Source organism: Noviherbaspirillum sp., assembly GCF_035944575.1.
In the GTDB taxonomy this organism is placed as follows: domain Bacteria; phylum Pseudomonadota; class Gammaproteobacteria; order Burkholderiales; family Burkholderiaceae_D; genus Noviherbaspirillum.
This window is the reverse complement of sequence record NZ_DASZBA010000144.1, coordinates 1-18,238: the sequence shown is the minus strand read 5'-3', so window position 1 is coordinate 18,238 and position 18,238 is coordinate 1. Positions and strand designations below refer to the sequence as shown.

The following is an 18,238-nucleotide window of genomic DNA, read 5'->3' as shown; positions in this document are numbered from 1 at the left end:
GATCAGTGGAGACAATTCTAGGTATTCGTTGATGCGGAATACAGCACACTTTTTAACCGAAAAGTGTGCCTTTCCCAGCTCACTTCTTATTCTGATCATGCAGTATCGGACGACCATATCGCCTCACTTGCGGGCCAGACGATCGAACGAAAAAAACAGCGTGCTTATTGGGATTGCCTCGAGGAAGCTTTTTTAATTCATTGGCATGCTTTTTATAGATGCCTTGCACCACTCTTCTTTCGAGTCCAAGATCTTTGGCGATTAGGTCGAATACGTCAGCGCTAAAACTTCCGTCTTCGAAACGATCCTCTAAGCGATGTTGATGGAGACGAGAAAGTACTCGTTCTTCATTTTCTTCCAGACGCTCGCGTTTTTCACGGGTGGCTTTGTGTTCAGGCGCCCAGCCAAAGGCTTTGTTGAGATCAGTGACGTGTCCATTCCTCAAGTCTGCCTCCATCTGAAGCATTGCGTCCGCGGCCCAGTCGGGAAGGCGGGCTTGCGATCTTGCGGCCAGGAAGCAAGCATGCAGAAGGGCAGCCTTATTCCCCGATCTATAGGCGATCTCAAACTTATCAAATAGTCTCAGGATCAATTCGTCACTGAGCATTGCCTCTTGTGCATGTGTGGAGTAGTTTGACATGTGACTTTTGAATTTGAGATGGTCATTCGTGATGAATTAATGGGTGGACCACTAACGATGAATCAAGAAGTACGCTTCAATAGGTTGATTATCGGGCTCGTTCCGTCCGTCTTAGCGGCACCGAGCATGGCGGCGGTGGCCCGTTCCACAGATTCACGTACAGGATCGGTGCTCAACCGAGCATAAATCATCGTCGCGGCAGTAGACTTGTGTCCTAGCGACTTTCCGATGATGGCGAGTGATGCTCCCGTAATGGCCTGCCAGCTTCCCAATGTTCGGCGCAGGTCATGGATGCGTAGGTCGGCAATGCCGGCCTGATCCAGTATTGATTGAACCCCCTTCTTGGGAGATTGCAGATGGCCAGACATACCACTGCCGGGAAAGACCCATTCTCCTTCATTGACACGGCGCTCGTGCAGGATGGTCATCGCCTGTTCAGGTAATTGAACGATGACCGGTTCGTTATTTTTTGTATCCGGAATGCGCCATTCTCGCCGATCAAAGTTGATTTGGTCCCAGCGCATGGCAAGGACGTTGGACTTGCGAGCGCCCGTCAGAATGGACAACAAAATGTAATCCCGAATAATGTGATTGTCGGTCGTGGCAAGTACCTGGAACAGTTTGGGAAGTTCGTCCTTCTGTAGGAAGCGGTCGCGTGAACGAATTTTTAGAACCGAAACGTTCTCAGCCGGATTGCTTCCACAGTACTCGCCCCACTCGATCATCTTGTTATATATCACGTGCAGTAGTTTTAGGGCATGGTTGGCTGCAGCCTTCCCTGCCTCCTGGGCCAGTGACGCCCGGAGATGGACGACATGGGTCGGCTTGATAGCCGAAAGCTTCTTGTTCTGCCAGTTGACCGATCCAGGGCTCTTTACCCGCGCGCGTCCATGCTTTTTGACTGGAAGGTCCGGCAAAGCCCCAAGATAGCGTTCGAAATTGCCACGCATGGCATCAGCTGTCTTGAGCCCCTCGGGACGGGCATGGCGGTCAAGATAGCGCTCGAATGCCTGGCCCAGCGTGGGCTCTTTCCGTTGATCACGAAGCTGTGATGCAGGGCTCTCGCCGGAAGCTATCGCATTCTTGATCTGACTTGCGCGAATACGTGCTTGTTCGACAGTCACGTCCGGGAATGTGCCAACAGTTACCCGCTCAGGAGCTCCATTCTTGCTTCGTCGAAACACGCAAAATGTCTTTCTGCCGGACGGACTGAGCCGGAGTTGCAAGCCTGGTTCTTTGGTATCGTGGTAGGTAATGCGGGAACCATCAGCAGGACGTTCAAGCTGCTCCAGCTCCCTCTTGCTGAACTTTATACGAATGGGTTGTTTTCTGGCCATTTGGACCTTCCGGGTTACATCGGGGTTACAAAATAGAGCAAATTTTAGAAACCCGGGTTGGAGCCGATAAAAGTCGTTTTGTTCCTAAGCTATTGATTTTTAATGAATAGTTAGATTGGGTAAATGTCGGAAATGTTGGGAAAAGGATGGATTTTCTGACTCCGAAGCCAAGGGTCGCTGGTTCGATTCCAGCCAGCCGCGCCAGTTTTAAATACTGTACATTGCTCATGACTGAAGCATTGTTCAGTCACCAACTCATTCTTTTTCTCGCTCTTATCAGAGCATCTCCCGAATCTCCTTCGGAAGTTCCTTCCACTAATGTGTCTCAACGTCGCGTTCTGTCGCGTCGCCAATACGCATCCTGCAGATAAAAATGCGTACACATGGATGATTGAATGCAAAGCATGCGAATCGTGGCGCAATGAAAATCTTGTGTGATAGCGTCTAAACAAATGCATCAATTGTGAAACAATCTATTGATCCGGCAAGTTGCTCGATGTTGTCGCTTCGTATATGCTTGTAGATACAGGTTTTTTGGTTGCAACAGATAGCCGGCAGCAGTCTGATTCGAGACAGCCGGTTCGTCCGACCGTGAAGGCCTGACAATAAAAAAGCAACCATACAATCGAGACATACCATCCGTAACGCTCCACCTTTCTTCCAAAACAGTCACGGCGTGTTGTGCGTTCCGCATCGCACGGCGATACATTGAAAATGAGGATTTCATGAAACATACCAAATTGCTTGCTCTGCTTTTGTCCGCCGCTTTCGTGGCTGGTTGCGCAGGAATGAACCAAGGTTCCTCTTCCGAATCCGGCCAACGGTCGACTGGGCAAGTTGTCGATGACGCCGCTATCACGGCAAAGGTAAAGACAGCCCTGTTGGCTGACCCTGAGATCAGCGGCCTGGGCATCAATGTCGACACGAGCCAGGGAGCCGTCCGCCTGAAAGGCGAAGTCAAATCGGTTGCACATTTCCAGAAGGCCGGTTCGATTGCCGAAGGCGTGGCTGGTGTACGCTCGGTCGACAATCAAATCATTGTGTGCATGACCTGCAAATAATTGGTGTGTGATCCGGCGGTTGGTTGCGCCGGAAAGGAAAAAGCCCGCGATGCGGGCTTTTTTCATGCATGATGCCGGCTGACTTCAGGCGGTAGCAAGTGCCGCACGCTTCAGCGCCTTGGCGGCTTCCTGCTTGGCGCGTGTATGAGACGGCGGCAGGCGGCGCAAAGTCTTGAGTGCCGGAATGTCGTTCAGAACGATTGCGCGCTGGTCGACGCAGATCAATCCGATCGCGTTGAATGCCGACAAGGTGCGGCTGACCGTTTCCAGTGTCAGGCCGAGATAGTTGCCGATTTCCTGGCGCGTCATCCGCAGGTTGAACTGCTTGCCGGAGTATCCCATTTCGGTGAAGCGGTCCGACAGGTAGACGAGGAACCGGGCAACGCGTGCTTCGGCGCTGAGGGAGCCGAGCGTGCCGACCATGGCCTGTTCGCGCACCAGTTCACGGCTCATTACGCCATAAATCGCAGCCTCCAGTTCGGAGTGAGTGCGGCCCAGCGCGGCGAAGGTCTTGAATGGTACGAGGATGACTTCGCAATTCGACAGTGCAACCGTTTCCGTCGAATACTGCTTGCTGTGGATGCCGTCGATGCCAAACATGTCGCCCTTCATCGGGAAGCCGAGCACCTGTTCGTTGCCGGATTCATCGATCATCACCGATTTCAGGAAGCCGGAGTAGACAATGTAGAGCATGTCGAAAGGCTGGCCGATGGTATGGACGCGCTGGCCCGCCTTGAACTGCATGTGCTGGAACTGGAATTCATCGCCGCCCAGCGCCGAGGTGAGCTGAACGCGCAGCAGGTCACATACTTCCTTCAGGCTCGACCATAACTTGCCGTTGCGCTGCCATCCGGCGGCGCCGGGTGCGGTAGCGTTATTGGAGAGAGTAGAAGCGGTACGTTCCAACGTGTGCGATGTCAGCATAGTGTTCCCTGTATATATATTTAAGAGTTACCGTCAGAATTTTTATCGGTCTATTTTTTGCCGCGATGTGTTTTTCCGGCAATCGATGGGATGCATTATGTCGATTCATCAACTTGATGAACATCAGCGTTAGGATGAAAAAAACTATGGGAAATAGTTGGCTTCCTGTCAGCATTTTCCTACACGGACTTTTTCCAAATGACTTGCCATGCTGATATCGGTTGTGCCGTTTAACGACATTGGCAGCCTTGCATCGCAGCAAATCATTTCTTATTGGCAGCATTAAATGCAAAATGCTCTTGCGTATTAAGCAGTACGCAAGGGCAAATCCGTTGAAAGGCGGAGACGCAAAACTTCCAGGCTTCACGTGTACAACGCACGCAAGCCAGCGGGGTCGCCGAGGCTGGTTTCAGGCGCAGCACTGCCCTTTTTCCGATATGAAACTGGAGAAAGGCAACACATGTCCTCCTTCCCATTTTTCCAGCGCAGCCTGATTGCCGTTGCATTGTCCGCGGCGTTTTCGCTGCCGACTGGCGCCGAAGGCCTGCCCACGCAATCCGGTGTGGTGCTCGATGCGGCGCAGACCTATTTCCCGCCCATTGGCGCGATCGATACGGAACGCTCGAACTCGCTGGGTGCGTTGCGCCAGATCCGCGCCGACTATGCGTATGCCCGCGCGATCAGCGGTCAAGGCGTGACGATTGCTGTGCTTGATACCGGACTGAACGGACGGCATCGTGAGTTTTCCGAGCCGGCGAAAATCGGACCGGGATTCAATGCGATTAACGGATCATCCGATACGACCGATCGGATGGGACACGGCACGCACGTGGCGGGCCTGATTGGCGCCGGGCGCAATGGCAGCGGCATGTTCGGGGTGGCCTACGACGCACGGATCATGCCGGTGAAGGTGTTGCAGGACAGCGGGAGCGGCTCCACCGTTTATCTGGATCGCGGCCTGCGCCATGCGATCGGCAAGGCGGCGATTGCCAATATCAGCCTCGGCGCGGCATCGCGCTACGATCCACAGGCGATGCTGGAAGCGGTGCGAAGCGGCATGCTGATCGTGGCCGCCGCCGGCAACGATGCGGCGGCCAATCCGGGCTGGCCGGCGCGCTTTGCCAAGGAGGTTTGGGCCAACAATCAAATCATCGCCGTCGGCGCGGTCGATGCGAACAATCGCATCGCGGCATTTTCCAACCGCGCCGGCGATACCGCCGCCTGGTTTCTCGTGGCGCCGGGCGTCAGGCTGATGTCACCGTATCTGAACGACCAGTATGTGACCATGAGCGGCACGTCGATGGCAACGCCGGTCGTTAGCGGCGCCGCCGCGTTGATCAAGCAATTATGGCCAACGCTGCGCGCCGATCAGATCGGCAACATCCTGCTGGTAACGGCGACCGACCTCGGCACGCCGGGTATCGATCCGATTTACGGCCGCGGCCTGCTGAACGTGGAAAAAGCCTTGCAGCCGATCGGCACGGTGACGACCACCACGTTCAACGGCAAGACGATCAATGTCCTGCAGGGCGCTGCCCAGCCTTCCGCCGCGGTCAGCCGGCTGTGGAGTCTTGCGGCATCGGGCGACTTGCGGGTGGTCGGGCTGGATGATTTCAATCGCGATTTCAACATCAATCTCGGCGCACAGATCGCGCGGCCGGCGACCTTGTCGATCGATCAGGTGTTCGGCGCGATGGCAAACCGTATCGAGACCGCCGAGCAGGTGCTGGCGGACGGGGCGCAGCTATCGGTGGCCTACCATCGGCACGCGGCTTACGGCAGGCGGTCCGGCCATGCGCCGGCTGTGAAGCTGGCGGCGTTTTCGTTTCTCGCGAAAGGCGCGGACGGGCGCGAGGCATCGGTTGGGGTCGGCGGCATGTCCGCCGGTTACTTCGGCGTCGGCGCGCTGCAGCTTCAATCCGGCATGTCGTTCGGCGGCGTCGCCGGACTGTCGAACCCCTATGGCGAGCTGGTGCCGGGCGCATCGCATATGGCGGTGGCTCAGGATATCGGCGGGTTCAAGCTGAAACTGGGCATGCTGAGCGCAGGCATGAATAAGGCGCTGGCCACGCAGGACAGCGTCTTTGTGCCCGACTCCGGTTGGGGACGGCCACCAAAAGCCGACGCGGCGCTGTTCGAAATTTCACGATCCTTCGGTGATGCCGCCATGGCGGTGTCGTTTTCGCAGACCAGCGAGGTCAATGCCTACCTCGGTTCGCAATCGCGCGGCGCATTGGCTTTCGGGCAGCGTGCGTCGACCAGTTCGGTCCAGTTGGCGGGCGCCTTGTTGCTGGCGCCCGACATTGCCCTGGCGGGCCAGGCATCGTTCGGTGTCACGCCGGGCAGCGTGACAAGCGGCAGCCTGATCACCGAGATCAGTGGCATCAGGACCAATGCATTCTCGCTGGCGCTGATCGCGTCCGACCGTGTGAAGAAGGGCGACCGGTTCAGCGTCGCGGTATCGCAGCCGCTGCGCACCTACGACGGACGCATGGTGATGGACGTGATGACCGGCTTGGAGGGCGACGGCCGGCAGCAACGTGAACGGCTGGTGTTTTCCATGGTGCCGGCGGTACGGGAATGGCGGGCGGAAGTGAATTACCAGCAGCCGCTGCGCAGGGACGAAGCGATGGCCATGACGCTGTTGCTGCGCCGGAATCCGAATCACATGAGCGAGGCACCGACGGAAAAACTGGCATTGATTCGTTACAGCAGGCAGTTCTGAAGCGGTGGCGGCAAGGTTTTCGCAATGTCCGGCACCTGTTGCTGGACATGTGGAATGCATGGGCGTAAGCTTAATTGCCATACGGCAATATTGAGTCGGCCAAATTCTGCGTTCCGTTTCTGCGATATTTAAAAAATATAAATGCCCGACGACCAATTCACCGCTCCTGAAGAACGTTCCGCGCCGCCGGCACGCGCGCGCAAGTTCTGGCAAATCGGCATTCCCTTCCCTGAAAGCATGGAGACAGCCTTTCAGGAAGAGATGGATCAGGTACGCCTGCACCGCAATCGCCTTACCGGGCTGACCGCCGTCATCATTTACGGGCTGTTCGCGGTCACCGACCGGGTGCAATTGCCGGACCTGTACAAGCAGGCCTGGGCTATCCGTTTCCTGTTGGTGATGCCGCTGCTGGCACTGTGCTCCATAGGCATCAGCCGGGTATCCCGTGTGGTCGTGCGCGAGATTCTGCTGGCATCGATGGGCGTGATCGTGGCCGCCAGCATCGGCTGGATTGCCTGCCTGAGCTCTTACCAGTACGCCGGCCGCCTCGTCATCGGCCTTGGCCTGGTCCTGCTGTTCAACAGCATTGTCCTCAGCCTGCGTTTCCGCAGCGCGCTCGCCAGCGCGACGATCATCGTCTTCATTTTCGGTGCCTCCCATGCCTACATGCAATCCGTCACCGGAGAGCCGGTCTCTTTTGGTGCCTGGGTGGTATTCATGGCGTATGTCGCGATCAGCCTGATCGGCAATTTCCGCACCGACCAGGATCAGCGTCGCGCCTTTCTCGCCACTGCCCGCGAGCAGGAGCGCAACGAAGAGCTGAGCCACGCGGTGGCGCTGCTGGGCAAGTTGTCCGCGGAAGACCCCCTGACCCAGCTCGCGAATCGCCGTGAATTCGATCGCCGCCTGGCGCTCGAATGGGGCAGGGCGCGGCGCGGCGGCTATCCGGTTGCGCTGATTCTGGCCGATGTCGATTTTTTCAAAAGCTACAACGACCGTTATGGCCATCCGGCCGGCGATGTCTGCCTGAAGCGGGTTGCCGCAATCCTCCGTTCGGTGCCGCAACGTTCTTCCGATCTGGCCGCCCGCCTGGGCGGGGAGGAGTTTGGAATACTGCTTCCCAGTACGACCATCGAGGACGCGACCCAGCTTGCCGAGCAGATGCGCAAGGCGGTGCTGGCGCTGGAAATCCCGCACGAGGCATCCGGCGTGGCGCCGCTGGTGACGATCAGCTTCGGCGTCGCCGCGATCGAGCCGGGATTGCGCAGTGATTCGGCGGAGTTGCTTGCCGGGGCCGACGCCGCGCTGTACAAGGCGAAAAAGGAAGGCCGCAACCAGGTTGCGCTGTACACTGCCAAGCCGGCCTGAGGCCATGTCAGACGATATCGCAATGCTTTGCCACGTTTTTACCTATGGTTCGCTCATGTTCGCCCCTGTCTGGGAAAAGGTAGTGCAGGGCAGCTACCGCTCGATGCCGGCGACCGCCCGTGAACATGCACGATTCGACATCTCGGGCGAAACCTATCCGGACATGGTCCCCGCGGCCGGAGCACGGGTGGATGGCGTCATTTATTTCGACGTCTCTGCCGATGACATCGCGGCGCTCGACGCCTTCGAGGGAACGGAATACCGGCGCCACATGATTTCCGTCGTGCTGGGCAACGGAGACACGCTCAAAGCCGCCAGCTATATTTTCATTGCACCCGAGCGGCTGTCCGACGCGCTGTGGCGGCCGGAAAGCTTCCAGATGGAGCGCTTCCTGAGCACATACTGCCCGCGATGATTGCCGCAGGCAAGCCGGTATAATTCCCCATCCTCCAACATCCTTGTCTGGCCATTCCGCCAACATTCGCACAACCCCATGCTCGCTTCGCAAAAACAACAGATCATCGACCTTTTCCAGGCCGCGCTTGCGCCCATCGTCGCCGACAGCGGATTGCAGCCATCCGTCATCCTGGAGCGTCCGCGCGACCCGGCACATGGCGACATCGCCTGCAACATCGCCATGCAACTGGCCAAGCCGCTGAAAAAGAACCCGCGTGACCTGGCGCAGTCGCTGGTCGCCGCCCTGCTCGCCAATCCGGCAAGGACCGGCCTGATCGAATCGATCGACATCGCTGGTCCCGGCTTCATCAACCTGCGGGTGGCGACCGCCGCCAAGCAGGCGGTGGTGAAGGAAGTGCTGGTACAGGCCGACGCTTTTGGCAGGAGCACCGCCGGCGCCGGGAAAAAAGTGCTGGTCGAATTCGTATCCGCCAACCCGACCGGTCCGCTTCATGTCGGCCACGGCCGCCAGGGCGCATTGGGCGACGCCATGTCGGCGCTGCTCGAAGCGCAGGGCTTCGACGTCACGCGCGAGTTCTACTACAACGACGCCGGCGTGCAGATCGCCAACCTCGCATTGTCGGTGCAGGCCCGTGCCAAGGGGGCCAAGCCGGGCGACGCAGCGTGGCCGGAATCGGCCTACAACGGCGACTACATCGCCGACATCGCCGCCGACTTCCTGCAGAAGAAAACCGTGGCTGCCAGCGACGGCGCGCCGGTCACCGCCAGCGGCGACGCCGATGATATCGAGTCGATCCGCAAATTCGCGGTCACCTATCTGCGACGCGAACAGGATCTCGACCTGCAGGCTTTCGGCGTGAAGTTCGACAACTACTATCTCGAATCCTCGCTGTACACCGACGGCAGGGTTGCCGCCGCGGTCGACGCGCTTGTCAAGGCCGGCAAGACCTACGAGCAGGATGGCGCGCTGTGGCTGCGCACCACCGACTACGGCGACGACAAGGACCGCGTGATGAAAAAGTCCGACGGCACCTATACCTACTTCGTGCCGGATGTCGCTTATCACATCACCAAGTGGGAGCGCGGTTTCGGCAAGGTCATCAACGTGCAGGGCAGCGACCATCACGGCACCATCGCCCGCGTGCGCGCCGGCCTGCAGGCGGTCGGGCTCGGTATCCCGCAGGGTTATCCGGACTATGTGCTGCACAAGATGGTGACCGTGATGAAGAACGGCGAAGAAGTCAAAATCTCCAAGCGAGCCGGCTCTTACGTCACGGTGCGCGACCTGATCGAATGGTCATCCGGTGACATGGCAGCCGAGGACGGCACGCGCGACCTGACGCGCGGACGCGACGCGGTGCGCTTCTTCCTCATCTCCCGCAAGGCCGACACCGAGTTCGTTTTCGACGTCGACCTGGCGCTGGCGCAGTCCGACGAAAACCCGGTGTACTACGTCCAGTATGCGCATGCGCGCATCTGCTCGGTACTGGCGCAGTGGGGCGGCGATGCAGCGGCGCTCGATGCGTTGCGCGGAGCCGACCTGTCGCCGCTGGTGTCGCCGCGTGAAGCGGCACTGTTGGCAAAGCTGGCCGAATATCCGGAGATGCTGCAGAAAGCGCTCGACGAACTCGGCCCGCATCAGGTAGCTTTCTATCTACGCGATCTGGCGGGTGAATTGCATAGTTACTACAATGCGGAGCGGGTTCTGGTGGACGACGAGTCCATCAAGATGGCGCGCCTGGCATTGATGTGCGCGACGCGCCAGGTGTTGCGCAACGGTTTGGCGCTGATCGGCGTATCGGCGCCGTCAAGGATGTAATCAGGGACGTACAAGCAAACGGAAGCACGGACAATGCACACTCAGCACCATCACACCCCACTTCACAACAGGCAGCGCGGCGGCACATTGGTCGGCATCATCATCGGCCTGGTGATCGGCCTGGCGATCGCGCTGGGCGTCGCAATGGTGATCACCAAGACGCCGGTGCCCTTCACCAACAAGATGGGCAAGCAAGAGAAGTCCACTGGTCCGTCGGCGGCGCAATCCACCGATCCGAACAAGCCTCTGTACGGCAACCGCGCGGCAGCCAAGGAAGCCGCCAAGACCTTCGTGAAGGAACCGGTCGTCACCCTGCCTGCCGATGCTTCCGCCGACAGGAAAGCCGAAACGAAAGCCGAATCCAAGCCTGAAGCGAAGGCGGACAAGAAAGTGGCGGCGCTCGATCCGATCGCGGAGACCGCAAGGAAAGCGGAGCTGAAAACCAGCGACGCCAAAAAGCCGGAAACCGCCGGCGAAGCAGCCGACGACAAATGGTCGTACTATCTGCAGGCTGGCGCTTTTCGCGAGCAGGCTGACGCCGAAAATACCCGCGCCAAGCTGGCATTGATGGGGGTGGAAGCGCGCATCTCGGAACGCCAATCCGAAACCGGCGTGCTGTACCGGGTGCGGGTCGGCCCTTTTGCCCAGCTTGAACCGGCGAACCGGGTACGTGGAAAGTTGTCGGATAATGGTGTGGATGCGGCTGTCGTGCGCATCTCGAAATGAATCAGGACATAGTGAAAAGGAAACATATGCGTTTTTTCAAGCATGCATTGGCCGCATTGAGCCTTGGCCTCGTGGCGCTTGGTGCCGGCGCTTCGCCTGCCAATCCACAGAACGGCGTCGATTACCGCACGCTCGACAAACCACAGCAGACCGACTCCGGCAAGAAGGTCGAAGTCACCGAGTTCTTCTGGTATTCCTGTCCGCACTGCAATGCGCTGGAGCCGGCACTGGTCGACTGGGTGAAAAAACAGGGCGACAAGATTGTATTCAAGCGGGTGCCGATCGCATTCCGCGATTCCTTCGTGCCGGAACAGAAGCTGTACTACACGCTGGAAACGCTCGGTCGCCTGGATGACCTGCATCCGAAGGTGTTCCAAAGCGTGCACGAACAGAAGCGTCCGCTCAACAGCGAAGCGTCCATCACCACGTGGGCGGTGGCACAGGGACTGGACAAGCAGAAGTTTCTTGATGTGTACAACTCTTTCGGCGTGCAAAGCAAGGTTGGCCGCGCGAAACAGCTGCAGGTTGCGTATCAGATCGACGGTGTGCCGCTCATCGCCATCGATGGCCGTTACCTGACCTCGCCGTCGATTGTCGGCAACAGCATGCGCAATCAGCCGGAAGAAGCCTTGCAGGCCGGCACGCTGCAGGTGATGGATTGGCTGGTGGCCAAGGCCGCCAAGGAAAAAGGCGCCGGCGGCGTGAGCCCCGCGGCGGCTGAAGCGCCGAAAAAATAAGCGGTACACATTCGCTTCGGCAGGGTCCGTCACTCGTAAGAGGGCGGACTTTTTTATTGGGCATGCGATTACGGAAAGGCAGGCAGGATATCCCTTATGAGCAAACGCGTATTCATCACCGGCGCATCAAGCGGAATTGGCGCTGCCTTGGCACGGCATTACGCGGAGCAGGGCGCAATGGTCGGACTGGTCGCGCGGCACCGCGACGTGCTGCAGCAGCTTGCCGCCGGCTTGCCGCATCCGCAACGCCACCGGCTCTATCCGCTCGACGTGACCAACCATGCGGCGCTGGCGGCGGCGGCGGCCGATTTCATCGCGGCAGGCGGCGGTGTCGACGTGGTGATTGCCAATGCCGGCATTTCGCAGGGGACGCTGACCGAATACAAGGAAGACTTGCCGGTCTTCGAACGCATCCTCGCCACCAACGTATCGGCCACGGTCGCCACTTTCGCGCCCTTTGTCGCCACCATGAAAGCGCAGGCGCGGACCGGCGACAGGGGGTGCCGGCTGGTCGGCATCGGCAGCGTGGCGGGCATACGGGGACTGCCCGGAGCGGGCGCTTACAGCGCCTCCAAGGCAGCAGTCATCAGCTACTGCGAATCGCTGCGGGTGGAGCTGCGATCCAGCGGCGTTCGCGTGGTGACGATCGCGCCGGGCTATATCGACACCCCGATGACGCAGGTGAACACCTACCCGATGCCGTTCCTGATGCCGGCACCGCGCTTTGCCGCAAAGGCGGCGGCGGATATTGCCAGGGGCGTCAGCTATTCGGTCATACCATGGCAGATGGGTGTGGTCGCCAAGCTGCTCCGCCTGCTGCCGAACTGGGCATACGATCTCGCATTTTCAAAGGCGCCGCACAAGACGCGGCAGGCCGGACATTGACGGGGGCGGCATGGACCTGATCGACGCCATCGGACAACACCACCGGCCAGTTTCGAACCCGCAGCTCGTGCGCATCGTATCCCTCGTTCCTTCGCTGACCGAGCTGTTGTGCGCGCTCGGATTGGGAGCGCAGCTTGTTGGACGTACCGGGTTTTGCGTGCACCCGGTCGAGGTGGTGCGGGCGATTCCGAAAATCGGCGGCACCAAGGATGTGAACATCGAAAAAATCCGCCGGCTGGCTCCGACACACCTGGTGGTGAATATCGATGAAAACGAAAAGCCGACGGTAGATGCGCTGGCGGAATTCATTCCCCATGTCATCGTGACCCATCCACTTGTGCCTTGCGACAACCTGGCCCTGTACCGGCTGATCGGCGGCATTTTCGGCGCTCGGTCCCGCGCCGATGCCTTGTGCGCGTCGTTCGAGCAAGAATATGCGGCGCTGGCTGCGCTGCCGCCGCGTCCGCCGCAAAAAGTGCTGTACTGCATCTGGAAAGATCCATGGATGACGGTCTCGACCGATACCTATATCGCGGCGATGCTGAAGGAAATCGGCTGGGAATGCGAAAGCGGACCGTCCGATGGACGGCGCTATCCGGCATTCGAGTGGACCGACGCGCTGGTGCGCGCGATTGATGTCGTGCTGCTGTCCACCGAGCCGTACCGCTTTACCGAAGCCCATGTGGATGCACTGGAGCGGCAGATCGGCAAACCGGTGCAGCTGGTCGACGGTGAAATGATGTCCTGGTATGGAAGCCGCGCGATCGATGGACTGCGGTATCTGCGGCGACTGGCTATGGGTGAAGTGAATTGAGGAGTGCTGTCCGGCGGGTTATTTCTTGCGGTTGATGCGCACCAGCATGCGCAGGATCTCGCGGGCGATGGATTGATGGTGCTCGTCGAGGCGCTGAAGATCGGCGATCAGCTTCACATCCGCACTTTCAAAACGGGAAGGTGCACCGGTTGGATCGGCAGTCGGCTGCATTTCGTTGCCGCCAAAGCGCAGCCATTCAGCCGGTACGCCCAGCCATTGCGCCAGCGTGCGCAATTTTTCCTGGGTAGGAATAGCCTCTCCCACCAGCCATTTGCGTGCCGCATGCACGGTGATCGGACGGCCTTCGAATCGAATATTGAACTCCCGCGCCAGCTGTGTCGGACTATCGGGAGAATACTCGGCGTTTCGCAGTGCTTGCTGCAGGCGTTCGCTAAAACCTTCTCGTTCGATTGATGGATTCATTACCGCGCACTATTCCATGTCTTGTCGTGACAGTCAGTCTTTGCAACGTAGCAACTGGTTGTGACCGAAAGTGTTAAGAACTATTTACACATTATCGCAGACTCAATCACCTTTCCCTTCTGCATTCGACAATAAGTTTGATATGGATGGGTACTTTTTGCCGCTCTTGCAATGGCAAATGCTTGAAGGGGGAAATGCGTCACCGTGGAGCGCTGACAAGACAGTCGATATATCGTGGGTAAAAACAAGGTCGATTGATGCTGGAGCACCCAAGCGCATCCGACAATTTAGAACCCCGGGCATCATTAATAGTTCATGTCTTGCACGCGATTCAATTGCACGGATGAATGGCGATTACCGGTTCGTGAGCGTCACGCCTGCGATGACCAGTATTCCGCCCACGATCATCGAGAGGAGGATGGGTTCACGCAGCAGAAGGGCGGCGAGCGTGATGCCGAACACCGGCACCAGGTTGTTGAAGACCGCGGTGCGTGCCGGGCCGATCGCCTTGACGCCTTCGTAGTACCAGATGAAGCCGATTGCCGTGCCGAAGGCGCCGAGGTAGACGATCGATGCAATGACTTCCCAGGTGAAGCGCGCGGGGTCCAGTTCAGGCAACTCGAAGGCCGCGCCGGCGCACAGCAGCAGCAAGCCCCATAACGACGCATAGGTGGTCGCGGCAATCGGTGACAGTCCCTTGAGCGCATGGCGGCCGATGATGGTGTAGGCCGCCCAGCCGGAGATGCCGCAAAACATCAATAATTCTCCAAGTCCGATCGATTGCGAGATATCCCGCACTGCGCCGGCCAGGTCGCCCCGGGTGATGATGATGGCCGCTCCGACGAACGCGATGGCGATGCCAACCCACTTGCGCGGCGCGAGCCGCTCGCGGAACAGGAATGCCAGCGCGAGCGCCGTCACGATCGGGTTAAGGGCGACAAACAACGCGGTGCGGCCCGCCGGCATGCGCGACAGCGCAGCGAAAAAGCACAGGTTGTAAAGAAAAATACCGGTGGCGCCGAGCGCAAAGGTTGCCATTACTTGCGATCGGTTCAGCCGTGGCAGGCCACCCTCCATTTTGTAGGCCAATGGCAGCAACAGCAGGCAGGCGACAGCAAAGCGCCCGCTGGCTGCCGTCAGATGCGGCACTGCCTGCGCGATGATGCGCCCGGCGATGAATGTGCCGCCCCAAAACAGAGCAACGAACACCAGCTTGATATAGACCGAAAGCGGAACGGATGCGGTGGACGTGGCGGGTGAGGCAGGGGTGGTTTTCATGCAGGGGCCGGAATCGGATTCGGCGCTGGACAGCCAAGGCCGCGGTTGAATTGAACTGTTGCACGGCACGCCCCGGCGGATCGACCAGGGCGGCCTGCGAAGTGGCAGAGCTTATGACTTGCGGAAACGAATTATGCCGTCTTTGCCATTTTCCCGCAGAAGGACGCCATCGAACCACAGCTTGTGCAGATGAGCCAGCGCTTCGCCGAGCGCGAAGGTCAGCTGGTGCGCATCGAGCTCGCGGCGGAACATGATCGGAACGATATCGGCGGCGGACCGGGGCGACGCGCAGGCATCCACCACCTCCGCAAGACGTTCACGGTGATGATCGTTCAATTGGGCAATGCGGGTATGCAAGCCGTGGAACGGCTTGCCATGCGACGGCAGCACCAGCGTGTCGTCCGGCAGGCCGGTATATTTTTGCAGCGAATCGAGATACTGCTGCACCGGGTTGGCTTCCGGTTCGATGGCGAACACCGACACATTGGTGGAAATGCGCGGCAGCACCATGTCGCCAGAAATCAGGACGTTCAGATCGGCGCAGTACAGCGAAACATGTTCCGGCGCATGGCCGAAACCGGTGATCACCCGCCAGTCATGCCCGCCGATGCGGACTGCCTGGCCGTCCTGCATGCGGTGATAGGACGCCGGCACGGCCGGCACCAGCGTCGGGTAGTAGCTTTTTCGTCCTTGCAACTGCTCCAGCATCGCCGGATCGGTCAGCCCGTGGCGCTGGAAATGCGGCAGTATCGCGGTGCCGTCGACGCCCGGCAGGGCGGCCGACATCATGCGGGCAAATGCGTATTCGCCGGCAGTCATCCATAACGGCGCCTTCCAGCGGGAGCACAGCCAGTCCGACAGGCCGACGTGGTCAGGATGGCAATGGGTCACGATGACGCGCAGGATGGGCAGGCCGTCCAGCGCTGTCGAAAATACGTTGTCCCAGGAAGCGCGGGTGGCGTCGTTGGCAATGCCGCAATCGATCACGGTCCAGCCGTCCTGCAGGCCGGCGCCATTATCGAGGCGATCGCGCAACAGCCACAGGTTGATATGGTTCAGGGCGAATGGCAGGCCCATGCGGAGCCAGAACAGGCCGGGCGCCACCTGGCGCACCGTGCCCGGTTCGGGAAGCGTATCGCCGAAGGCGTAATCGAGTTGGGATTCAAGCGGATTCATTAGCGCGCGTTGGGAGAAGAATTTGGATAGGGAAAGTTTGCAGGTTCACATTTCAGGCATGCGCGCCTACAATATGTTGACGTTAACGTTAACTGTCATTCTAAACACATTCGCTTTTCAGCGTACATCGGACGCCATCATGCCGACCTACACCATTACCGAACTGGCGCGCGAATTCGATATCACGCCGCGCGCGATCCGTTTCTATGAAGACCAGGGCTTGCTCAGTCCGAAGCGGGAAGGGGCGGGGGGGCGTACCCGGGTCTACAGTGCGCGCGAACGCACACGGCTCAAACTCACATTGCGCGGCAAGCGGCTCGGGCTAAGCCTTTCGGAGATCAAGAGCCTGGTCGATATGTACGAGTCGCCGCGCGATACGGCGGCGCAGCTCAAGCGCTTCCTGGCGGTGCTCGCCCAGCACCGCGAAATGCTGGAACGGCAGCAGGAGGATCTGCAGATCACGCTGGCGGAGATCGCCGCGCATGAGGAGCAATGCCGGCGCATGCTCGAGGAAGACAAGCCGGCGAAGGAGTCGCCCGCCCCAAAGAAGCCGGTTGTGAGGCGCCTCAAGGATGCTGCCTAGGGCCTGCGGCTTTACGTTTACGTTAACGTCAATTGGCGGTATGATTTTGCGCTGCTGGCACCCGTTTTTCCCATTTCACACTTCCAATCCGCGAGGACGACATGATGCATTTGCCCGGCTTGACCTTTGATCATGGCGAGGATATCGCCGCGCTGCGTGAGACGGTGCAGCAATTCGCGCAATCGGAAATTGCGCCGCGCGCCGCCGAGATCGACCGCAGCGACCAGTTCCCGATGGACTTGTGGAAGAAGATGGGCGACCTCGGTTTGCTGGGCGTGACGGTGGACGAGGAATACGGCGGCACCGCGATGGGATATCTCGCGCATATCGTCGCGATGGAGGAAATTTCGCGTGCCTCGGCGTCGGTTGGATTGTCCTACGGCGCGCATTCCAATCTCTGCGTCAACCAGATCCGCCGCAACGGTACGCCGGAACAGAAAGCCAAGTACCTGCCAAAGCTGATCTCGGGCGATTTCGTCGGCGCGCTGGCGATGTCGGAACCGGGCGCCGGTTCGGACGTGGTGAGCATGAAACTGCGCGCCGACTGGAAGGGCGACCGCTGGGTGCTCAACGGCACCAAGATGTGGATCACCAACGGGCCTGATGCCGATGTGCTGGTGGTCTATGCGAAGAATGATATCGAAGCCGGGCCGCGCGGCATGACCGCCTTCCTGGTTGAAAAAGGCGCGAAAGGCTTCAGCGTCGCGCAGAAGCTGGACAAGCTCGGGATGCGTGGCTCCCACACCGGCGAACTGGTGTTCGAGGATTGCGAAGTGCCGGCGGAAAATGTGCTCGGCGGTCTCGGAAAGGGCGTCAACGTGCTGATGTCCGGTCTCGACTACGAGCGCGCGGTACTCTCGGGCGGCCCGCTCGGCATCATGCAGGCCTGCATGGACGTGGTGGTGCCGTATGTGCACGACCGCAAGCAGTTCGGCCAGCCGATCGGTGAATTTCAGTTGATGCAGGGCAAGCTGGCAGACATGTATTCGACCATGATGGCCTGCAAGGCCTATGTCTATGCGGTCGGCCAAGCCTGCGACCGGGCGAAGACGCCGGAAGCGGCGCGCGCCCTGCGCAAGGATGCTGCGGGCGCGATTCTGTACTCGGCCGAAAAGGCGACGTGGATGGCGGGCGAGGCGATCCAGGCGCTGGGCGGCAACGGGTATATCAATGATTACCCGACCGGGCGGCTGTGGCGCGATGCGAAGCTGTATGAGATTGGTGCGGGAACGAGCGAGATCCGGCGGATGCTGATCGGGCGGGAGTTGTTTGCGGAGACGAAGTGAGGTCGGGCACGCAACTGCCGGTTCCCTCCCCCTCGTAGG

Annotated in this window: 17 protein-coding genes and 1 riboswitch; of the genes, 11 read left to right on the top strand and 6 right to left on the bottom strand. The window is 59.4% G+C overall.

Going from position 1 to position 18,238, the window contains the following annotated elements; translation table 11 throughout:
- Window positions 1-79: 79 nt before the first annotated feature.
- Together VGU61_RS10130 and VGU61_RS10125 are read right to left on the bottom strand one after the other, a co-directional pair.
- Complete coding sequence (locus VGU61_RS10130; protein WP_326858995.1) at window positions 80-640, bottom strand: hypothetical protein; 561 nt, start codon at window positions 638-640, stop codon at window positions 80-82.
- Between the two features lie 62 nt (window positions 641-702).
- The gene (locus VGU61_RS10125) at window positions 703-1,977 is read right to left on the bottom strand and encodes a site-specific integrase (protein ID WP_326858994.1); all 1,275 of its coding nucleotides are present in this window, start codon (window positions 1,975-1,977) and stop codon (window positions 703-705) included.
- Between the two features lie 725 nt (window positions 1,978-2,702).
- On the opposite strand from VGU61_RS10125, the gene VGU61_RS22635 reads away from it, so the two are divergent.
- On the top strand, window positions 2,703-3,038 hold the full coding sequence (locus VGU61_RS22635; protein WP_414691618.1) for a BON domain-containing protein: 336 nt from the start codon (window positions 2,703-2,705) through the stop codon (window positions 3,036-3,038).
- An 84-nt stretch (window positions 3,039-3,122) separates the two neighbouring features.
- Here the strand turns inward: VGU61_RS22635 and VGU61_RS10115 are convergent, their stop codons facing one another.
- The gene (locus VGU61_RS10115) at window positions 3,123-3,962 is read right to left on the bottom strand and encodes a Crp/Fnr family transcriptional regulator (protein WP_326858992.1); all 840 of its coding nucleotides are present in this window, start codon (window positions 3,960-3,962) and stop codon (window positions 3,123-3,125) included.
- Window positions 3,963-4,274: 312 nt separating this feature from the next.
- A riboswitch (cyclic di-GMP riboswitch) is annotated at window positions 4,275-4,364 on the top strand.
- A 58-nt stretch (window positions 4,365-4,422) separates the two neighbouring features.
- Here VGU61_RS10115 and VGU61_RS10110 point away from each other — a divergent pair.
- The 8 genes from VGU61_RS10110 (at window position 4,423) to VGU61_RS10075 (ending at window position 13,453) form a co-directional block, all read left to right on the top strand.
- Window positions 4,423-6,687 (top strand): S8 family peptidase, encoded by a 2,265-nt coding sequence (locus tag VGU61_RS10110; RefSeq protein WP_326858991.1) that lies wholly within the window; start codon window positions 4,423-4,425, stop codon window positions 6,685-6,687.
- Between the two features lie 141 nt (window positions 6,688-6,828).
- Window positions 6,829-8,055: a diguanylate cyclase gene (locus VGU61_RS10105; RefSeq protein WP_326858990.1), complete on the top strand. Its 1,227-nt coding sequence runs from the start codon at window positions 6,829-6,831 to the stop codon at window positions 8,053-8,055.
- A 4-nt stretch (window positions 8,056-8,059) separates the two neighbouring features.
- On the top strand, window positions 8,060-8,470 hold the full coding sequence (locus VGU61_RS10100; protein ID WP_326858989.1) for a gamma-glutamylcyclotransferase family protein: 411 nt from the start codon (window positions 8,060-8,062) through the stop codon (window positions 8,468-8,470).
- A 78-nt stretch (window positions 8,471-8,548) separates the two neighbouring features.
- Window positions 8,549-10,291, top strand: coding sequence for an arginine--tRNA ligase (gene argS, locus VGU61_RS10095; RefSeq protein ID WP_326858988.1), 1,743 nt, complete (start codon window positions 8,549-8,551; stop codon window positions 10,289-10,291).
- A gap of 33 nt (window positions 10,292-10,324) precedes the next feature.
- On the top strand, window positions 10,325-11,017 hold the full coding sequence (locus tag VGU61_RS10090; RefSeq protein ID WP_326858987.1) for an SPOR domain-containing protein: 693 nt from the start codon (window positions 10,325-10,327) through the stop codon (window positions 11,015-11,017).
- 26 nt (window positions 11,018-11,043) lie between these two features.
- The gene (locus VGU61_RS10085) at window positions 11,044-11,754 is read left to right on the top strand and encodes a thiol:disulfide interchange protein DsbA/DsbL (protein ID WP_326858986.1); all 711 of its coding nucleotides are present in this window, start codon (window positions 11,044-11,046) and stop codon (window positions 11,752-11,754) included.
- 96 nt (window positions 11,755-11,850) lie between these two features.
- The gene (locus tag VGU61_RS10080; RefSeq protein WP_326858985.1) at window positions 11,851-12,639 is read left to right on the top strand and encodes an SDR family oxidoreductase; all 789 of its coding nucleotides are present in this window, start codon (window positions 11,851-11,853) and stop codon (window positions 12,637-12,639) included.
- Between the two features lie 10 nt (window positions 12,640-12,649).
- The gene (locus VGU61_RS10075) at window positions 12,650-13,453 is read left to right on the top strand and encodes a helical backbone metal receptor (protein ID WP_326858984.1); all 804 of its coding nucleotides are present in this window, start codon (window positions 12,650-12,652) and stop codon (window positions 13,451-13,453) included.
- A gap of 18 nt (window positions 13,454-13,471) precedes the next feature.
- Here VGU61_RS10075 and VGU61_RS10070 read toward each other — a convergent pair whose 3' ends face one another.
- From VGU61_RS10070 to VGU61_RS10060, 3 genes are all read right to left on the bottom strand, one after another.
- The gene (locus tag VGU61_RS10070; RefSeq protein ID WP_326858983.1) at window positions 13,472-13,876 is read right to left on the bottom strand and encodes a hypothetical protein; all 405 of its coding nucleotides are present in this window, start codon (window positions 13,874-13,876) and stop codon (window positions 13,472-13,474) included.
- 354 nt (window positions 13,877-14,230) lie between these two features.
- The gene (locus tag VGU61_RS10065; protein ID WP_326858982.1) at window positions 14,231-15,154 is read right to left on the bottom strand and encodes a DMT family transporter; all 924 of its coding nucleotides are present in this window, start codon (window positions 15,152-15,154) and stop codon (window positions 14,231-14,233) included.
- A 111-nt stretch (window positions 15,155-15,265) separates the two neighbouring features.
- Window positions 15,266-16,330: an MBL fold metallo-hydrolase gene (locus VGU61_RS10060; RefSeq protein ID WP_326858981.1), complete on the bottom strand. Its 1,065-nt coding sequence runs from the start codon at window positions 16,328-16,330 to the stop codon at window positions 15,266-15,268.
- A gap of 139 nt (window positions 16,331-16,469) precedes the next feature.
- Between VGU61_RS10060 and VGU61_RS10055 the strand changes: the two genes are divergently transcribed.
- Both VGU61_RS10055 and VGU61_RS10050 read left to right on the top strand, forming a co-directional pair.
- Complete coding sequence (locus VGU61_RS10055) at window positions 16,470-16,913, top strand: MerR family DNA-binding transcriptional regulator (protein WP_326858980.1); 444 nt, start codon at window positions 16,470-16,472, stop codon at window positions 16,911-16,913.
- Between the two features lie 101 nt (window positions 16,914-17,014).
- Complete coding sequence (locus VGU61_RS10050; protein ID WP_326858979.1) at window positions 17,015-18,199, top strand: isovaleryl-CoA dehydrogenase; 1,185 nt, start codon at window positions 17,015-17,017, stop codon at window positions 18,197-18,199.
- The last annotated feature ends 39 nt before the right edge of the window (window positions 18,200-18,238 follow it).

Excerpts from the sequence above, each read along its gene's own strand:
- VGU61_RS10050 (WP_326858979.1), top strand. The coding sequence starts at position 17,015 with ATGATGCATTTGCCCGGCTTGACCTTTGATCATGGCGAGGATATCGCC.
- VGU61_RS10100 (WP_326858989.1), top strand. The coding sequence starts at position 8,060 with ATGTCAGACGATATCGCAATGCTTTGCCACGTTTTTACCTATGGTTCG.
- VGU61_RS10105 (WP_326858990.1), top strand. The coding sequence starts at position 6,829 with ATGCCCGACGACCAATTCACCGCTCCTGAAGAACGTTCCGCGCCGCCG.
- VGU61_RS10110 (WP_326858991.1), top strand. The coding sequence starts at position 4,423 with ATGTCCTCCTTCCCATTTTTCCAGCGCAGCCTGATTGCCGTTGCATTG.
- VGU61_RS10075 (WP_326858984.1), top strand. The coding sequence starts at position 12,650 with ATGGACCTGATCGACGCCATCGGACAACACCACCGGCCAGTTTCGAAC.
- VGU61_RS10055 (WP_326858980.1), top strand. The coding sequence starts at position 16,470 with ATGCCGACCTACACCATTACCGAACTGGCGCGCGAATTCGATATCACG.
- VGU61_RS10125 (WP_326858994.1), bottom strand. The coding sequence starts at position 1,977 with ATGGCCAGAAAACAACCCATTCGTATAAAGTTCAGCAAGAGGGAGCTG.
- VGU61_RS10065 (WP_326858982.1), bottom strand. The coding sequence starts at position 15,154 with ATGAAAACCACCCCTGCCTCACCCGCCACGTCCACCGCATCCGTTCCG.
- argS (WP_326858988.1), top strand. The coding sequence starts at position 8,549 with ATGCTCGCTTCGCAAAAACAACAGATCATCGACCTTTTCCAGGCCGCG.
- VGU61_RS10080 (WP_326858985.1), top strand. The coding sequence starts at position 11,851 with ATGAGCAAACGCGTATTCATCACCGGCGCATCAAGCGGAATTGGCGCT.
- VGU61_RS10060 (WP_326858981.1), bottom strand. The coding sequence starts at position 16,330 with ATGAATCCGCTTGAATCCCAACTCGATTACGCCTTCGGCGATACGCTT.
- VGU61_RS10070 (WP_326858983.1), bottom strand. The coding sequence starts at position 13,876 with ATGAATCCATCAATCGAACGAGAAGGTTTTAGCGAACGCCTGCAGCAA.
- VGU61_RS10090 (WP_326858987.1), top strand. The coding sequence starts at position 10,325 with ATGCACACTCAGCACCATCACACCCCACTTCACAACAGGCAGCGCGGC.
- VGU61_RS10115 (WP_326858992.1), bottom strand. The coding sequence starts at position 3,962 with ATGCTGACATCGCACACGTTGGAACGTACCGCTTCTACTCTCTCCAAT.
- VGU61_RS10130 (WP_326858995.1), bottom strand. The coding sequence starts at position 640 with ATGTCAAACTACTCCACACATGCACAAGAGGCAATGCTCAGTGACGAA.
- VGU61_RS22635 (WP_414691618.1), top strand. The coding sequence starts at position 2,703 with ATGAAACATACCAAATTGCTTGCTCTGCTTTTGTCCGCCGCTTTCGTG.
- VGU61_RS10085 (WP_326858986.1), top strand. The coding sequence starts at position 11,044 with ATGCGTTTTTTCAAGCATGCATTGGCCGCATTGAGCCTTGGCCTCGTG.